Source organism: Staphylococcus saccharolyticus, assembly GCF_900458815.1.
In the GTDB taxonomy this organism is placed as follows: Bacteria; Bacillota; Bacilli; order Staphylococcales; family Staphylococcaceae; genus Staphylococcus; species Staphylococcus saccharolyticus.
This window is the reverse complement of record NZ_UHDZ01000001.1, coordinates 43,599-62,517: the sequence shown is the minus strand read 5'-3', so window position 1 is coordinate 62,517 and position 18,919 is coordinate 43,599. Positions and strand designations below refer to the sequence as shown.

At 31.9% G+C, this 18,919-nt stretch carries 11 protein-coding genes and 4 pseudogenes; 7 read left to right on the top strand and 8 right to left on the bottom strand.

Annotation, left to right across the window (positions count from 1 at the left end; all coding sequences use genetic code 11):
* Nucleotides 1-85: 85 nt before the first annotated feature.
* Together DYE57_RS12570 and DYE57_RS11945 are read right to left on the bottom strand one after the other, a co-directional pair.
* On the bottom strand, nt 86-220 hold the full coding sequence (locus tag DYE57_RS12570) for a hypothetical protein (protein WP_256728372.1): 135 nt from the start codon (nt 218-220) through the stop codon (nt 86-88).
* Nucleotides 169-891, bottom strand: a complete 723-nt coding sequence (locus DYE57_RS11945; protein ID WP_232619745.1) for a hypothetical protein — start codon at nt 889-891, stop codon at nt 169-171. Before DYE57_RS11945 ends, DYE57_RS12570 begins: the two co-directional genes overlap by 52 nt.
* 469 nt (nt 892-1,360) lie before the next feature.
* Between DYE57_RS11945 and DYE57_RS00255 the strand changes: the two genes are divergently transcribed.
* From DYE57_RS00255 to deoB, 4 genes are all read left to right on the top strand, one after another.
* Nucleotides 1,361-2,104, top strand: coding sequence for a GntR family transcriptional regulator (locus DYE57_RS00255; protein ID WP_232619746.1), 744 nt, complete (start codon nt 1,361-1,363; stop codon nt 2,102-2,104).
* Between the two features lie 241 nt (nt 2,105-2,345).
* Nucleotides 2,346-3,053, top strand: coding sequence for a purine-nucleoside phosphorylase (gene deoD / locus DYE57_RS00250; protein WP_115312467.1), 708 nt, complete (start codon nt 2,346-2,348; stop codon nt 3,051-3,053).
* Nucleotides 3,054-3,059: 6 nt separating this feature from the next.
* Nucleotides 3,060-4,454, top strand: a complete 1,395-nt coding sequence (locus DYE57_RS00245; RefSeq protein WP_115314097.1) for an MFS transporter — start codon at nt 3,060-3,062, stop codon at nt 4,452-4,454.
* Nucleotides 4,455-4,483: 29 nt separating this feature from the next.
* Nucleotides 4,484-5,662 carry a phosphopentomutase gene (deoB, locus tag DYE57_RS00240; RefSeq protein WP_115312466.1) on the top strand — a complete coding sequence of 393 codons (1,179 nt, stop codon included), beginning with the start codon at nt 4,484-4,486 and terminating at the stop codon, nt 5,660-5,662.
* 115 nt (nt 5,663-5,777) lie between these two features.
* Here the strand turns inward: deoB and DYE57_RS00235 are convergent, their stop codons facing one another.
* The 4 genes and pseudogenes from DYE57_RS00235 to DYE57_RS12660 form a co-directional block, all read right to left on the bottom strand.
* Entirely contained in the window at nt 5,778-5,930 is a 153-nt protein-coding gene (locus tag DYE57_RS00235; RefSeq protein WP_115312465.1) for a beta-class phenol-soluble modulin, read from the bottom strand.
* A gap of 411 nt (nt 5,931-6,341) precedes the next feature.
* Nucleotides 6,342-6,497 (bottom strand): hypothetical protein, encoded by a 156-nt coding sequence (locus DYE57_RS11760; protein WP_165417847.1) that lies wholly within the window; start codon nt 6,495-6,497, stop codon nt 6,342-6,344.
* A 34-nt stretch (nt 6,498-6,531) separates the two neighbouring features.
* Nucleotides 6,532-7,383: a trypsin-like serine peptidase gene (locus DYE57_RS00230; RefSeq protein ID WP_115312464.1), complete on the bottom strand. Its 852-nt coding sequence runs from the start codon at nt 7,381-7,383 to the stop codon at nt 6,532-6,534.
* 328 nt (nt 7,384-7,711) lie between these two features.
* A pseudogene (locus DYE57_RS12660) lies at nt 7,712-10,810 on the bottom strand (CDP-glycerol glycerophosphotransferase family protein).
* A 570-nt stretch (nt 10,811-11,380) separates the two neighbouring features.
* Between DYE57_RS12660 and DYE57_RS00220 the strand changes: the two are divergent.
* Nucleotides 11,381-11,873 (top strand): annotated as a pseudogene (locus DYE57_RS00220) (isoprenylcysteine carboxylmethyltransferase family protein).
* Nucleotides 11,874-12,417: 544 nt separating this feature from the next.
* On the opposite strand, the gene lqo reads toward DYE57_RS00220, so the two are convergent.
* The gene (gene lqo, locus DYE57_RS00215) at nt 12,418-13,902 is read right to left on the bottom strand and encodes an L-lactate dehydrogenase (quinone) (protein ID WP_165417848.1); all 1,485 of its coding nucleotides are present in this window, start codon (nt 13,900-13,902) and stop codon (nt 12,418-12,420) included.
* A gap of 210 nt (nt 13,903-14,112) precedes the next feature.
* Between lqo and DYE57_RS00210 the strand changes: the two genes are divergently transcribed.
* The gene (locus DYE57_RS00210; protein ID WP_115312462.1) at nt 14,113-15,093 is read left to right on the top strand and encodes a tRNA dihydrouridine synthase; all 981 of its coding nucleotides are present in this window, start codon (nt 14,113-14,115) and stop codon (nt 15,091-15,093) included.
* A gap of 153 nt (nt 15,094-15,246) precedes the next feature.
* On the opposite strand, the pseudogene DYE57_RS00205 reads toward DYE57_RS00210, so the two are convergent.
* Nucleotides 15,247-17,961: pseudogene (locus DYE57_RS00205) on the bottom strand (type I restriction endonuclease subunit R).
* Nucleotides 17,962-18,051: 90 nt separating this feature from the next.
* Between DYE57_RS00205 and DYE57_RS00200 the strand changes: the two are divergent.
* A pseudogene (locus tag DYE57_RS00200) lies at nt 18,052-18,737 on the top strand (transposase); the annotation flags it as partial.
* Nucleotides 18,738-18,919: the final 182 nt, after the last annotated feature.

Genomic DNA, 18,919 nt, shown 5'->3' with positions numbered 1-18,919 from the left:
AACTACATGGTTCGCAGTTAAAATCGTATGCCTTCCAATCGCTGTACCTGTTCCATAGGTTAGTTGTTTAGCTGTTGGATTTTAATTATATACCATGGACGATATTTGCATCTTTTGCCTTAGCATGTCCAATTGAGACGCCCTTATTCCCAGATTTCTTCATAATTTTTAAAGCATCATCAATACCTGATTCTTTCGTAGTTTGACCGATATCACGCACATTGTCACCACCGGTACATTGGAAGACCAAGCTTTAGGCGGTTGGTTATAGTAATTCTTTTTAGGCTTTAAATATGATGATTTGGGTTTCGCTTTTAATTGCGTGGGTTGTTTCACAGTTTTAGCTGAAACCTTTACATTCGATTTTGTTGTTTTCTTTTTTGTAGTTACTGTAGATGCGCGCGAAGTTTTAGCTTTAGTAACTTTTAAAGTGGGTGACACTTTTTTAATCTTAGTAGCTTGAGATAACCAATGTGGTTTCTTTTGAAGTGGTTGAACTGGCTTGGTCGTCTTTTGAGATTTAACAGTAGTTGTTGTGCGCTTTTTGTATTGGTGCGTTTGTTTTGAAAAAGTTGCCCCTTTAGGTTGTGCAGTGTAGTGTTGCTGACTATAATTGATTACTACATGATTTGAAGTCTTACGAGTGTGCTTACCATATTGTATTGAAGTAGGTTTCAATGATGTTGAACGATGCGTACGCATATGAGTAACGTGAGCAGGTTTAATTTGTATCACATGATGATGTTGTTGAGAGATCTCTTTCATCTCTATAACTTTACCTTTAGTTACAGCATCTGCTTCATTTAGATGAAGTAAGGCAGATAAGCCAACAACTGTTAACATTACTACTAAAATACGAATATATTTCCCCAATAATTCCCCTTTATCCACTTTGTATAACCCCTCTTTCTTAAAATGAAAAATACTTTGATTTTTATTTATTATATACACGTATATTTGAGTATCACAATATTCTTCAAATTAAAAACTTTTATATTTTAAAAATATAAATTACTAAATATTAAATTAACATTTCACATCTATTAATCATTTTGAGATTATACCTCTTAAATATTTATGAGAAACATAAATGTATTAATACTAAAAATAATCTTCCATTATAGTGACCGAAGCCTTGCCGACCACTAAAAACGTAACATCATACCTATTCATTTAGTAATTTTTTAAAACACGAAACATCCAAAAGTGCATTTATACTTCAGCTTCTTTGAATTCAAGAGTACAAATGAAGATACTTATGTAAAAAAACTATACCTTTCTTCATTATTATCCAAATACCATTTACATACATATTATTGTATGATAGACAATGACAAGTTATTGAATTGGAGGTCTTTCCTTGACTCAATCACAGCCAAAATTCTTAAATATATACAATACATTATATGAAGAAATTCAATTAGGTAAATTTCCTAGTGAACAAGCCTTGCCCACAGAAAAGTTGCTTTGTGAACGTTTCGATGTCAGTCGTATGACTTTAAGACAAGCTATTAAATTACTCGTTGAAGACGGTGTTATTGAAAGTGTACGTGGTAAAGGACATATCATTATTGCCCAATCAAGAACACATCACACTTCAAGTGTGACCCTATTACAACACCCGCTTCATCAAATGTCTCGTTATTCTATGACACTAGGTTCGTTGAATTATCGTGTGGATCTTCAGAGTAACTACACAAATCATTTATTTCCACATCACCCATCTGCGGTTATTGCGCTTGAACGTTACTATTTTAAAAAAGATAACCAAAGCTCTAAAGCAGATGCATATTGTTTTACATTCTTACCATTAAATGTAGTTGACGCCTATCAAATTAATACACAAAGCCTCAATGAAATGGAACAATTTGTGGAAACAACAATTTACCAAAGTGCGAACCAATCAGATTTAAAGTTTTCAACTACAAAAGGACCTCATTTTAAAAATAATCAATATGAGTTTGACGCTAAATCGTCTTGTTGGCTGGTTGTAGAATCAATATATAGTCATCCAGATAGTCCGATACTAGTGAATAAATGGTATCTTCCACAGGAAAATACTGACATCATCGTTTCACGCTTGAAAAAAGATAAGATAAGTTAGACAAATTTAAATGTTTTTAGACAAATAATGATAAAAAAGACAGGATATTCTATAAAGAATATCCTTTTTTTGTATATTTTACAGTTAAAAAGATCGCTCTAATTATTGTTGTATAAGTATTTTCACAACAATTCTAAAAGTTGTCACTTTTAAAATATTGTAAGCGTTATCACAAAGGTATATTATACATTTAGTTATACAAGTAGACAAATTTATATATAAATAATCGGAAGAGTTTTTTATGATATCAACACCACATATTAAGCCAGTGAATAACGTGAATATTGCTGAAACAGTTTTATTACCAGGAGATCCATTGCGCGCAAAGTTTATGGCTGAAACTTATTTAGAAGATGTTCAACAATTTAATATGATACGTAATATGTTTGGTTACACTGGATTTTATAAATGTAAGGAAGTCTCTGTCATGGGGACAGGCATGGGTATGCCGTCTATTGGGATTTACTCTTACGAATTGATTCATACATTTGGATGTAAAAGGTTAATTCGTGTTGGTTCTTGTGGCGCTATGCAAGACAATATCAACCTATATGATGTTATTTTCGCACAAGGTGCTTCCACAGATTCTAATTATGTAAATCAATATCAATTGCCAGCTCACTTTACACCTATCGCTTCATACCATTTATTAGAAAAAGCAGTTCAACAGGCACGTGACAATTATACAACTTTTCATGTTGGTAATGTTTTATCAAGTGACATTTTTTATAATGCTGATGAAACAGCTTCAAAACACTGGATGCATATGGGAATTTTAGGTGTAGAAATGGAATCTGCAGCTTTATATATGAATGCATCATATGCAGGAGTTGAAGCTTTAGGTATGTTCACAGTGAGTGATCATCTGATTCGTAATGAAGTAACAACACCAGAAGAAAGAGAACGTGCCTTTACAGATATGATTGAAATCGCATTGTCTTTAGCGTAAGAGGTGATAAATATGGATTATGTCAAAGTTAAAAGAGCTGTACCAATATTACTTTTCTTATTTGTATTCAGTTTAGTGGTTGATAATTCTTTTAAATTAATTTCAGTAGCCATTGCGGATGATTTAAACATCTCAGTGACTACGGTAAGCTGGCAAACAACTTTAGCTGGATTAGTTATTGGTATAGGTGCTGTCGTTTATTCTTCCCTATCAGACGCTATTAGTATCCGTACACTATTCATCTATGGTGTGTGCTTAATTATCATCGGTTCTGTAATTGGTTATATCTTTCAACATCAATTTGCAGTCATATTAGCAGCTCGTATTATTCAAACAGCAGGACTTGCGGCTGCCGAAACATTATATGTGATTTATGTCGCAAAATATTTATCTAAAGACGATCAAAAAACATATCTCGGTTTAAGTACAAGCAGTTATTCTTTATCCCTTGTCATCGGAACATTATCAGGTGGATTTATATCAACGTATTTACACTGGACGAATATGTTTTTACTCGCATTAATTGTAGTGTTTACGTTACCATTTTTATTTAAACTTTTACCTAAAGAAGATTTCGTAAATAGAACACATCTAGATTTTATTGGATTAATTTTAATCGCTACTATCGCTACAACTATCATGTTATTTATCACTAACTTCAATTGGTTATACATGGTAGCTGCATTAGTAGTCATAGCAATCTTTACATTTTACATTAAAAATGCTAAGCATCCCCTCGTGGATAAATCATGTTTTCAAAATAAACGTTATGCGTCTTACTTGTTTATTGTATTTGTAATGTATGCAATACAGTTAGGCTATATTTTCACATTTCCGTTTATTATGCAGCAAATTTATCACTTTAAACTTGATACAACGTCTCTATTATTAATTCCAGGTTATTTAGTTGCAGTAGTTATAGGCGCATTAAGTGGAAAAATTGGACATTTCCTTTCTTCTAAGCAAGCGATTATTACGGCGATTGTATTAATTGCATTCAGTTTATTGTTATCGTCATTAACAGTAGGGACACATGTTTCAATCTTTGTCATTTCAATGATTTTATTTGCAGGAAGTTTTGCACTTATGTATGCTCCACTATTAAATGAAACTATTCGTACTATCGACACTAAACTTACTGGTGTTGCTATCGGATTTTATAACTTAATTATCAATGTGGCAGTATCAGTAGGAATCGCCGTTGCAGCAGTACTCATTGATCATAAATCACTTAATTTACCTGGACACCATTCAGTTGCAACACATTTCGGAGTAATTCTAATGATTCTTGGAATCATGAGTATTTTAGGACTTATTTTGTTTATCATTTTAAATAAATGGACTCAATCAGAATCAAACAGCCAATCAAGTGAACCTAACTCAATCAAAGTGCCTGAATGATGATTTGATTAAAATAAGGAGTGATTCAAATGACAACATTTAACCGTATTCATCTCATTGTCATGGATTCAGTAGGTATAGGTGAAGCACCAGATGCCAAAGCTTTCAATGATGAAGGTAGCCATACATTAAAGCATACATTAGAAGGATTTCAACAAGATTTACCGAACTTAGAGCGATTGGGACTAGGTAATATTACCCCGTTACCAGTGATAGCTGAAGTTAAGCACCCGGAAGGCTTTTATACAAAACTCAGTGAAGCGTCAGTAGGTAAAGATACGATGACAGGTCATTGGGAAATGATGGGATTAAATATTACGCAGCCTTTTAAAGTATATCCAAATGGTTTTCCAGAAAAGCTTGTTCATGAAATAGAAGAAATCACTGGACGAAAAGTGGTAGCAAATCGCCCCGCTTCAGGCACTCAGATTATTGATGAGTGGGGCGAACATCAAATGAAAACAGGAGAATTAATTGTTTATACAAGTGCCGATCCTGTCTTACAAATCGCTGCACACGAAGATGTCATTCCATTAGAAGAGTTATATGATATTTGTGAAAAGGTTCGTGAATTAACAAAAGATCCCAGATATTTAATTGGACGCATTATTGCTCGACCTTATGTAGGTGAACCTGGTCATTTTACTCGAACTTCAAATCGCCATGACTATGCTTTGAAACCATTTGGTCGTACTGTGATGAATGAATTAAAGGACAATCATTACGATGTCATAGCTATCGGTAAAATCAATGATATTTATGATGGAGAGGGCGTCACTGAGATGATTCGTACGAAAAACAATATAGATGGTATGGATCAATTAATTAAGGTGGTTCAACGTGACTTCACAGGTATAAGTTTCTTAAATCTCGTTGATTTTGATGCATTATACGGACATCGACGTGATAAAGCAGGCTATGCTCAAGCGATTAAGGACTTTGATAATCGTTTACCAGAACTGATAGAGCATTTACAAGAGGATGATTTAGTCATTATTACCGCCGACCACGGTAATGATCCAACCGCCCCAGGAACAGACCATACACGTGAATATATACCTGTCTTAATGTATAGTCCAAAATTTAAAAATCATGCACACAAATTAAATGAAGACACAACTTTCAGTTCAATCGGTGCCACTATTGCTGAGAACTTTGGTGTTAAAGCACCAAAATATGGTCATAGTTACTTAAGTGACTTCAAGTAAGTGTGAGTCATGCGTTAATTTATTGCAGATTTAAGAAGAAAAAAGAGGCAAGTTACCTTAAAGGTCCTTGCCTCCATAATAGTTGATTTGCTTATTATTTATGTACATTAAAATCTTAGTAACCTAATGCATGAGCGATATCTTCAATGATTCCACCAGCATTAGCTACGATGTTAACAATACTTTTTGCTAATTCAGCACCATCTTCATTTTGAGCTGCTGATACAGTGTTCGCAATAGCTTCGCCTAATTTTGAAATATGTTCCATGTTTTATTCCCTCCTCCCATTAGCGACTATGTACAATTTAACATGTCCTCTTTAATACAAATTAAACTCAATATTAAAATTTAGTAAATATAATTACGCGCAATTGAAATCGTTTTATAAATATACTGTTTAAATATACATTTTAGCGTGTCATTAGGTAGAGTTCGTTCAATAACAGGCCTCTTAAAACGATAAAACAAATGAGATAGGATAAAGAAATAAGCATGCAACTACCGTAATGCTAAGTTGCATGCTTTTATTTGTATTATTTATTGCTTATCTAAGGTTTGATACGTAATCCACGCTTTATATATAAAGCTAACTATCATTCGTCTGCATACTTACTATTATTGCTTATTTTAATTTCATTTTATTCTACACGTTTATGTGTTTTTTAGACTTTTTGTAATGTCATGCTGTTCGCTCTGCTTTTAATAAAATATTGCCTTGTTCATCTTTGATTACCGTAGTATGAAAACAATCAGGATTCTTAAAACGATATATTTCCTTAGCTTTATTGACAAAGCTATACGGAAACAGACGTGTAAAGCCACGATCTTTAATCATTTAGTAATCATAGAGTCATCAATAATAATTACTTTTATTTATTATGCTTGAGGATAAATGCTCTTGGATTACTGTATAATGATTCTCCACCTGCAACTTCTTGTTTGACGTAAGGATGATTAGAACTACCTCCTAAATTATATCCATAGGTACGAATTCCATACACGACGTATTTACTGTCTACCATAGGAGATCCTGAATCACCGGCCCTAAATTTATCTTTTGTCACGAGTTCTGATTTGTTTGATGATTCTTGTAAGAAACGTAACTTATTCCAATATGCATATGTATTGTTCCCATTCATCACTGGATAGCCTAGTGAATATAACTTATTATTAAATTTCAAACTCTTTATTTGTTGATTACTCGCAAGTTTCAAAGATTGCACGTTAGCTTTTTTAACCATATTTTCTTTTGTTTCAACGACAACCATATCGTATGAAGGTACTTTATATATCTTCTTAGCTTGGAATGTATAAGGAATCTTCTTGCCATCTCTGTTTAATTGAAATTTTATTTTACTAGGACTCGTTCTCTGTCCATTTTTCTTATCTACAACATGTGCATTAGTCACAAATGTATGGTTGCCAACCATGAATCCTGTACCCATACTATCTTTTCCAGGACCTTTCCAGCCATCCATATTCGATACTCTACCAACTGCCTTGTATTTATTTCTGTATGCGTAGTTATAACGTTTGATGACAATCTGACTATTATCAACTTTTTTCGCTTTATTATATGCAGCGCTCGCATTATGGTTTTCCATACCATTATAATAATAGTTTCCTACTGCTTTTGCATGCTGATGCGTATCAAATATTATCATTGATGGTACTAGAATAGTTGTTGCTAATACTGATACTATCGCCTTTTTAAATTTCATTATCATTCATCCCTTTTAATTTTTTAAACTTAAAGATAGATTAAACAATAAGGTTAATTCAAGTTGGTTTTATTGATATTATTCTCAAATTTTTGTAATTAAAAAATTTGTGCCTCAGCCCAATATACATTTTACATATTTATTTATATTTTGAATAGAGTGATTTACATATAAACTAAAAAAGATGTTTCTTATATTTTTAAATATATTTTGATACCTAACATCAACTCATCATAGCTACGAAGATGACAAATTGACAAGATTTCTATGACCTCGGATAGCATCACAATAAATAAAACTCATAGCTATCACTCTCACTATGAATGACTCAAATTAATTTAAAAAAGTTTTTTATCTTTTTTATTGTCTTGATCACTTTATTATTGAGAAGGCGTCGTTTGATTTTTGACTTTCTGTTTTTTTAAATATTTATTGTGAAATTGATATGCTTTTTGAACTCCCATAGGCGACCTTTTTAATGACATTCTTTTGTTTTTAGTTTTCAACGGAACTTTTCTTCCTAATAGCTTCTGAGAAGCCATTTTATAACTGATGGCAGGTGCGTATTCTCTTTCTGGTTCGTACAATATGACTGAATCCTTGAGTGGTGCAAAGAATTCAACAATAAAGTCATCTTCAGGTTTGTTTTTAAAATAATCAACACCAAAATCATAGAAGTTGCGCTCAATTTCATCTTCATCTATATAATTTTTACCATAAAATTCTTGTATGAATGATGGCAATACCTGATTTATTGCATCATATAATTTCTTATTGTACCTCTTAAAATTAATAATTGGTTCAACTACGTTACTATTTCTACGATATCCTGGAATGCTTTGATATGGAATATTGGCAAATATAGATTCAATAAATATTAATAAAGTCATTTTACTAGTATAGTTATATCTGATTGATGTTTCTACTGTTGGATAGATACTTCTCGCATAGAAGAAAATCGTATTAATCGTTTGATCACTAATATCATTCAAGAGTCTATCTAAGCAATCTTGCGTGTAGCCTCTTCCCCAATATTCGACAAACGCAAATTTCTCACTAAAATCAATTTCTTGAATTAAATAGTCGTTCACAATTTTACGTTCTTCATGAGCTTTTTCTAATAATAACTTTTTATACTTATTATTATTTTGAGCGGAAACTCTAATTAATTCTTTTGTACTTTTAGTGAATTCAGAACGTCCTTTAATATGTTTTAACTGAGGAAAAATCTCGTCAAATTCTTGTTCGTTAATATGTAATGCATGTAAAGCACTATCAAAGTTTGTTAGCCCTGTAAAGTTGCCGAAAGGTGAAAAGAACTCATTATCAACATCATTAATAAATGATGGAATTCTCCAGGCTTTACGAGACCCATATATACTTAGTTTTGATATTGTACCCTTTCACAGATATTATTTCATCAGCAATTTTCTTAAGTAACTCACCGTCTCTTGATATAAAATAAAGCGTCTTAATATTTTCTTTAATTGCTTTTTTTGATAGACCAGCTTACATATGGTATGAAGTAACTACTAATATAACCGTATATATAGTAATTTAATCTACTTTTATCATTTTCACGCTTGCCATTTGAGTTGTAAGTAGGAAGGTATCATAGTTCTTATTCCTATTTAAAATACGACTTTCGTACCCATTAAATTTAGTTAATGTATGATGAATAGGTTTAATATTTAACTTTTTAGGAACATTAAAATCTGCATGTTTATTATCCCCATAATGAATCCATTCTGAATAGTTGTACTTTAAATCTCCAAAGACATCTAAATATAACATACTCGTTGATTTTTGATTACCTATATCACTTGATAAATAAAATGGTAATTCAGTTAATCTAGGATCTACTTTATTTAACATTTCTAAGATTACTTCTTTAGGAAAATACATATCACTGATTAAAATGACATCTTGATACTTGTTTAACAAGTCATACAGCACTTTCATCTTATCGTTTTTGGCTTCTACATTTACTAATTCTGCCTCAATTTCTAAATCATATAGAAGTTGTGCTTGGTCATCCGTTAGCTCGTGAATATTTTTAATTCTGTTAATGATATCTTTAAATCTTATTTCGATTCTTTTTTCATCATGAATAAATTCAGACTTTTTATAATAATCTCTAACATAGTTTTCTGCTTGAATTCTAACACGTGAATAATTTTGTATTACATATTGCGGTAAATCGGTATTCATTCTTAATAACTTATCTTTAACATAAAAGAAAATACCATCTGGTATTAATGTTTTTCGTTGTATCAACGTATCAAAAATATCAAAGCTATATAACTTAGGTAATTATTTCTTTTTAATACTAAATTTTAAAGTTGTATCTATAATTGTTTCAAAACCATTTTTATTGTCTTGGTCATATTGCCAAAATTCATTTGAAATTTACTTACATTTCTCTTCATCAATCTCTATAGTGTCTACTTGATCTAAAGCTTTTAACAATTCATCAAAGTTTGAAGCAATACGACCACAAGTCTTTTCTTTGTAATCATATACTAAAGTTCTATTTTCAATATATTTCTAATGAACTTTTTAACTCCTGAAGCTAACATATCGTAATAAATAGATGAATAATCTATAATCCCTATATCTATTTGGTCGAATATTTCATAAATGTCTTTCTTATTATCCCAAAACAAAATATTTGGATGGTTCGCATATAATTTTTTAGCAGTGAGGTAATTCACATCGTTTTTAACTAAATAATGCATTTTCACGATTAATAAAATGTTATTTTTCTTTAAGATTTCAAGTAGTTTCGCCATATCGGGTATAGCTTCACCAAAGAAATCATTCATCTTATAATCCCTGAAAGTCAGAGCATATAGGACAACTTTAGTTTCTGCATTTAAGCCTTTATATTGTTTAATATGATAATCAAAAGAACTAAACTCGTCTTTATTAAACATATTTGCTGGATAACCTGCTCGGATGATTTGATCTTCGTCCAAATTAAGCATCTTAGTAAAATGGTTTTCCATGAGTGGTGAAGTGGCCAAAAATAATTGGTTATTGTGGTACATTTCATTATATTTAATATATTTTTGATACGTACGATATCTAATTGCTGGTGAATCAACAAACACTCTATAGGTTTGATACCGACACCATGCCATAAATTAAGTATAACGACTTCATTTTTAAATTTTACAGGGATATGTTCTTTCACTTGATGTACGACAAATACACCTGCCACGCTTTTAATCTTTTCACTCTTTTTAGAATGGTATAATTCATCATTGAATCCTAAACTTCTAACGTAATTTACCACATGAATATTATCACACATCCAATATGCATCGATATCTTTCCTATATTTATTTACATACATGAACAACCACTTAGGATTACCAACAATATCATTAGTAGCATTAAATATCCATATCTTTTTATTCCTCATGTTTAACTCAATACCTTTCGTATTTTATTTTGTCTCAATACTCTTCGTCTATATTTGAAATTTTAAAAATCATTAGTCAGATGAATTAGTGATTTAGGGTATAATGCTTATTATTATAATGACTCTATGAGCTATCAATCTGCTTACACGTTATATTGTTTTTCTATATTAATTTTTAATTATTTATTAACATTAATAAATAATAATTACATTATATCAAACCTTTGGCTTACATATGTACATTTCTTCAAATTTATTCAATTATATTTTTATTTTATGCCACCCATATCTTTGATTTAAAAACTGTTTATTTGTGTAAAATATTTAGTTATAAACCTTACAGAACATTTCATGACATCATGATTTGTTAAGTACTAAAACTAAGATTACTCATTTTCTGAATCCCAAAATATTGCTAAAGGTATTAAAATATCTTAAAAACTGAACCACATGTGTTAAGTGATAGCAGATTTACAAGCTGGCGCTAAAATTAATAAATAGTTAATAGCATTTGAAACATTTTCTCTATAAAATATTTTGTATTATATGAGCAAAATAACGGAGGACATAATGATTTTAACTATCTTACTTATCTTTTTCTGTATTCGATTAATCAGCTTAAAGATATCTATGCAACATGCAAAACAGCTAAAGGCAGATGGCACCGTGGAATACGGCATTAAAAATTCAAAATTTCTAGCCATAACTCACGGATTGATTTACATTAGTGCAGCTGTAGAAGCATTCATAAGGATACATTTAACTTCTTTAATAGCACATTGGCTTAATCATATTGATCATCGCTTATATCATGCTATTTACAGTCATTAAGACACTAGGTCGTATTTGGATATTGAAATTATTTATATTACCAAATTATCCTATTATCAAGTCAGGATTATATAAAGTGACGAAACATCCAAACTATTTCTTAAATATCATTCCCGAGTTAATCGGCGTATTGCTATTAACACACGCTACATACACAACACTCTTATTGATTCCATATGCTTATTTCTTAATTGTACGTATTCGCCAAGAAGAGAAATTAATGAGTATATAAAATAAAAAGCCTACAATCACGATATTCAGGTCACCACATCTTTAAAGCAGAATTTTAAAAAGTGGGGTATTTAAACATACGTGATTGTAGGTGTTTTTGAAGAGACATAGATGATGCCGGTGATAAGTTTACGGGAAAGTTTCGGGAAAAACAGTTTGCAAACTAATGTTAAGTTTTGATGATAGAGCTTTAACACATATAGGTAAGTATGAAGGTTGTCTGACGTAAGACATACAGCGCTCTAAAAAAGTGTGCCTCTAATTTCTATTAGTGATACATTATTATATTTTTCAAGACAAAGACTATATTCATTCAACCTGGGGAGAATTATGAAAGTGATTTTAAAAATTATAATAGGTTTTCATACTCTTATATTAATCAAGATGATATTGCTATAAGTTTAAAGAAATTAAGTGAAATCCATGGATAATATCCGTTTTTAAGATTAACTTACATTGTTTATTTTATGTCTTTACTCATCACGCTAACTCTCATACATCATGTCATCATTTCATGACATGAAACTCCATTTTTTAAAAAGTGCTTATCTATTTAAATGTAAGTTTTTAGAAGTTTCACGACGAGTTTCTCTCATTAATTGTTCGTCATTAATTAATGAACGACCGTAAGTTGGTACCATTTCTTTAACAACAGGTTCCCACACTTCTCTATCATCGGCGAAGTTTTTCTCTAGAACTTCAAGGACAACTGATAATGATGTTGAAGCTCCTGGTGATTCACCTAATAAAGCAATCATAGAGTGGTCGTCAGAATTTACAACTTCTGTACCAAATACTACGAAACCTTTACCGTGTTGGTCACTATCTTTAATAACTTGAACACGTTTACCAGCAGTGTAAAGTTCCCAATCTTCATCATTAGCATCAGGAATAAATGTTCTTAAATAGTTCATACAACCTTCTTTAGTTTTGATCATTTGATCAATTGAATATTTAATTAAAGGTATATTTTTAACTGCCGAAGCCAACATTGTTGTAACGTTGTATGGTTTGATTGATTCAAATAAATCTAAATTTGAACCATATTTTAGGAATTTAGGACCTATATTGGCATATGGGCCAAATAATAATGTTTGTTTGCCATTAATATAACGAGTATCAAGGTGAGGCACTGTCATTGGCGGCTTACCTTGAGGTTCTTTACTGTAAACTTTAGCAGCATGTTGGTTAATAATATCTGGATTTGTACATCTTAAGAATTGACCACTGATTGGGAAACCACCAAGATGTTCTCTTTGTTTAACGCCAGATTTTTGTAATAACGGAATAGAATAACCACCTGCACCAACAAATACTTTATCAGCGATTTTAGTCACTTTTTCTTTTGTTTCTCGATTTTCTACAACCACTTGCCATTTACCGTCTTCTCTTTGAGTTAAATCTACGACATCATGATTGTATTTTAATGAAACATTTGATTGTAGTTCTAAGTAATATGCTAATTTACGAGTTAACTCACCATAGTTCACATCTGTACCTTCATCAATTTTACTTGCTGCCATTTGATGACCTAGTTCACGATTTTGCATCATTAACGGCATCCATTTTCTCATTGTTTCCATATCTTTTGTATATTCAATCGTATCAAACATAGGAATAGTTCTAAGTGTTTCATAACGTTTTCTTAAAAAGTTAACGTTTGTTGGACCCATTACGAAACTAATATGTGGTAGTGGTTGAATAAATTCTTCAGGATTAGAAATATCACCATTTTTAACTAAATTGCCCCAAAATTGTCTAGACAATTCAAATTGCTCGTTAATTTCTTGCGCTTTAGACGCATCGATTGAACCATCATCTTGTTCAACTGTATAGTTTAATTCACATAATGCAGCATGTCCTGTTCCAGCATTGTTTTTTTCATTAGAACTTTCAATGCCAGCGCCTTCTAGTCTTTCAAACATATCTATATGCCAGTTAGGGCTTACTTTTGAAAGCATCGTCGCTACTGAGGTACCAATAATACCAGCACCTACAACAACGATATTTTTATGATTTGCTTCACTCATATACATGTTCCTTTCTTAATCTTTTATGTTAGTTTAGCTCATATATGTACTTTACCACTATAAACATTTCGTAAACGTTTATACATTTAAAAACCTCTCGATGATTTCTTTTAAAAGTTGTGGTCAGCTATGTTCCTTTTGTGGTAATATCATCATGCGTAAAAATTCGAGATTATTATAATATTATAATAAAGAAGGTTTAAATAAATCATGAAAGAAAATTTTTGGAGTACATTGCCACGTCCATTTTTTATTTTGGCACCTATGGAAGACGTGACAGACATTGTCTTTCGGCATGTTGTAAATGAAGCTGCGAGACCGGATGTATTTTTTACTGAATTTACGAATACTGAGAGTTACTGCCACCCTGAAGGTATTCATAGTGCGCGCGGACGCTTAACTTTTAGTGACGATGAACAGCCAATGGTATCGCATATCTGGGGCGATAAACCAGATCAATTCCGAGAAATGAGTATCTGTTTAGCGGACATAGGCTTTAAAGGTATCGATTTGAATATGGGTTGTCCTGTCGCAAATGTTGCGAAAAAAGGTAAAGGGTCCGGCTTGATTCTACGACCTGAAACGGCAGCCGAAATCATTCAAGCCTCTAAAGCGGGTGGTCTACCAGTCAGTGTTAAAACACGTTTAGGTTATCACGATGTTGATGAATGGCGAGACTGGTTAAAACACGTCTTCGAACAAAATATCGCAAATTTATCCATTCATCTACGTACCCGTAAAGAGATGAGTAAAGTAGACGCACATTGGGAATTAATCGAAGCTATCAAGACATTACGTGATGAGATTGCACCAAATACACTGTTAACCATCAATGGCAATATCCCCGATAGACAAACTGGTCTAGAACTCGCAAATAAATATGGTATCGACGGCATTATGATTGGTAGAGGTATCTTCCACAATCCATTCGCATTTGAAAAGGAACCACGCGAACATTCAAGTAAAGAATTATTAGGTTTATTACGCTTACATCTCTCTTTATTTGAAAAATATGATAAAGATGAAGCACGACAGTTCAAAAGTTTACGCAGATTCTTCAAAATCTACGTACGTGGCATCAGAGGCGCTAGCGAACTTCGCCATCAATTAATGAATACCCAATCCATTGCCGAAGTAAGAGAACTACTCGATGCATTTGAAGCACATATGGATGCACGCTCAGAAGCATAAGCATGTGAGTGATAAGTATAATAAATAATGAGTGAACCGTTATGAAACGTAAGTAATTGAGAAATGGCGCTCACCTTCTTTTGTATTTTTTTATTACTACGCATGTATCATACAATAAAATATCCTTGTATTAAATATAAAATACAAGGATATTTATTCCATTGTTCCATACTTTTCAACTGTATCTTCTATAAATTGTATAATTTGATCTGTTTTACGTTTACGCTTCATTTAATAGGTTTGCAGAAAATGCCTTTTGTTCAGCAAACACACCAATTTCTTTAATCTTTTCATTATTTTCAAATTCATAATACGCTTCGTTGATATCTGAATCTTCTCTCAAAGAAGGTACCCACTTGATCGATAAATTCACGTATTAAATCCGCTCTCAAACGTAATTGTTGATCATCTGCTTTATCTAATAATTTGTGAATTTGATGACGTTTTTCATCACTCGCTTTCTTATCAGATAAATTAATTTGACTGATTAAATCCATAATATATTTCACATTTATAAGGTCATTACGCATTAATTCTACTTTGAAATCAATGTCATCTAATACAGACACGCCCTCGTCTTCATCGCCTTGATTGTCTCTTTTTACTTCCTCATAAATGTTTAAAAATTTCCCTTTATAGTCTTCATATGTCTGTTCATCAATGCCTAGTTCATTTTAGTAAATTGGAATTCATCAAATGTCTTTAACTTAATTAAAATATTGGATAAATCGCGGAGTAATATAAAGAAATTCTTTTTCAAATCTTCCGTTTCAAGTCGGTCCACATCTAACGGTGTAGGTGCTAAACGGCATACTTCATTTAAAATCGCTTTAAAATCACGTAAGTATTCCTCATAATAACAAGCTAAGAACGGTATCTGTATTATCTGTTTGTGAAAAGATTTCTATCGCTTCACCTGTTTGTTGTTTTAAATCACGATAACATACGATATTACCATAATGTTTACGTTCTTTTTCTACACGATTCGTTCTAGAATAAGCTTGAATTAAATCATGATGCTTTAAGTTTTTGTCTACATATAGTGTATTCAGCTTTTTACTATCAAAGCCAGTCAGGAACATATTCACAACGATAAGAATGTCTATCTTCTCATCACGAACCACTTCTTTCATGCGTTTGGATACATCTGAAAAATACCCTTCAAAATTGTCAGTGTCATAGTTCATTTTAAATGTAACATTATAGTCACTCATTATACGGTCAAGCACTTTGCGTGAATGTTCATAATGCTCATCTTCGTGTGTATCTTCATTCGCTTGATACGTAAATATTGTCGTGATATTGAGGTCGTGCACACCTTCAGCTTTTAATCTCTGGAAAGTATCATAATACTTGATTGCCATTGGGATACTTTGAACGGCGAACATCGCAGTATAATTGCCGTTGTCCGTCTTTTTATGATAATTTGAAGCGATATATCAACTCACTGCTTAAATTCGCTCATCAGCCATCCAAATTTCAGAATTATTAATCTTCTCGATATATGCCTCATCCATCGTTTCATGCGCATTAAATGTTTGATAATATTCTACTGAAAACCCAAGAACATTGTGATCTCTAATCGCATCTTTAATCAGATAATGATGGAGGCATGTATCAAATATATCTGCAGTCGCTCGACCATCTTGGCTTTTATTCTCTTCAAAACGTGGCGTGCCAGTAAAGCCAAAGTATTGCGCATTTTGGAAATGTTGTTTAATTAAACAGTGCATGTCCCCAAATTGTGTAAGATGACATTCGTCAACAATAAAAATCCCTTTATCTTGTTTATACGTATCCATAATAGCATCTTAGACTTCACTGCATTAGCCATCTTTTGAATTGTTGTGACAATTAAAGGTAGAGTTGGGTCAGCGAGTTGTTTAAGTAACTTCCGCGTATTATCTGTTAAATCTACAGAATCTTCTTGGAATTTATTGAATTCTGCCAATGTTTGATTATCCAAATCTTTACGGTCTACGAGAAAGATGACTTTTTTTAATATTTTCTTCTTGTGATAATAGTTGACTCGCTTTGAAAGAGGTTAAGGTCTTTCCGCTTCCTGTTATATGCCAAATATAACCATTATTGTTTGTATCTAACGCTCGATTGATAATGGCTTCGACGGCATAGACTTGGTAAGGTCTTAGTGCCATTAATATTTTATCTGTTTCGTTTACAACCATATAGCGACTGATCATTTTAGCGATATGGCAAGGTTCTAGGAAATTTTCGGTAAATTCTTTGAGATAGTTGATGCGTTCGTTTTGTTGATTGCTCCAGTAAAACATTTGACCTTTAAATATTTCACGGTCACTATTGGCATAATACCTTGTTTCCATTTTATTACTGACTACGAATAGTTGGATATAATGGAATAAGCCTGTATGGTTCTGGCGACGATAGCGTTCGATTTGGTTAAATGCTTCAGTGATGGCAACACCGCTACGATTGAGTTCAATTTGTACTAAAGGTAAACCATTAATAAGTAAGGTTACATCATAACGACTTTTATATTATCGTTCACAGTCACTTGATTTGTGACTTGAAACTTATTTTGACACCATTGCTTTAAATTCATAAGTTCTATGTAAACAATCGAATCATCATCTCTTTGAAGGACATATTTATCACGTAATTGCATCGCACTATCAAAGACAGACTTACCGTTAATATCTGTATTAACCTTTCGAATTCACGATCAGTCAGCGGACGTCCTTCTAATTTATCCATGTGTCGCTCATTAATGATTTGACGAAAGTTATCATGCAGTTGCTCCACATTATGCACATTCACCCGTTCATACCCTAATCCATCCAATTGTCGAAGTAGCTCATTCTCTAACGCATATTCACTTTGGTAAGCCATCCTCTCATCCACCTTAACAATTATTCTCTCTATAAATATATCCAATATTTCGTGTACTTAATATTGGATAACACTTTATTATTTAAATAAAGAATGATGTTGAAGATTATTTTATATGCCTACACACAATCTGTATTTTCTGGTCGTAAAATAGAAAAATTACTTAGTGATAGTGTACGATGATGTGGCTTTCACAAAATCAAACACCTTCCTCTAAAACGATTCATCGCTTTAGAGGAAATCCCCAAGTAGATGCTTTATTAGAATCTTTATTTATTTAATTTCATAGTCAGTGTTTGAAACAAAATCTTATAGATGATAAAGCTATTTTTATTGGTGGTACAAAAGTTGAGGCAAATGCCAATCGATATACATTTGTATTGAAAAAGAGCATTCATAACCATGAATCAAAAATGAATAAAGATTCTAAAGCACTCTATCGTGAATTAGCAAAAAATAAAATCATACCTGAGATTAAAGAAGATAATGATTATGAATTAACAACAGAAGATATAGATTTAATTGGTACTCATTTAGATAAAGAAGTCGAAGATTTAAATTATCGCATCGACAATGAGGAATGTACGCAGTTAAGAAAACAAACACATCACAAGCGAACTCGAATCAAAAAATACAGAAAGAAATTTAGTCATTACTCTGAGCGAAAGTATAAGCATGAAACACAAAAATCAATTCTTCAAGATAGAAATAGCTATTCTAAAACAGATTATGATGCGACATTTACGAAAATGAAAGAAGACCATGTGATAAATGGATGAATAATGAACTCCTTGTATTTTCCCAAGACAGCTACTCTAATCTTTTCGATTAATACATGTTTATCTAAATCATCTTTCTTTCATTAATTCTATAACATTATATTACATAATGTTATATCATCTAATAGTTGTAGCTAGTCTTTCTACTTCTTTTATATGGATTATTAAATAATTTTCAA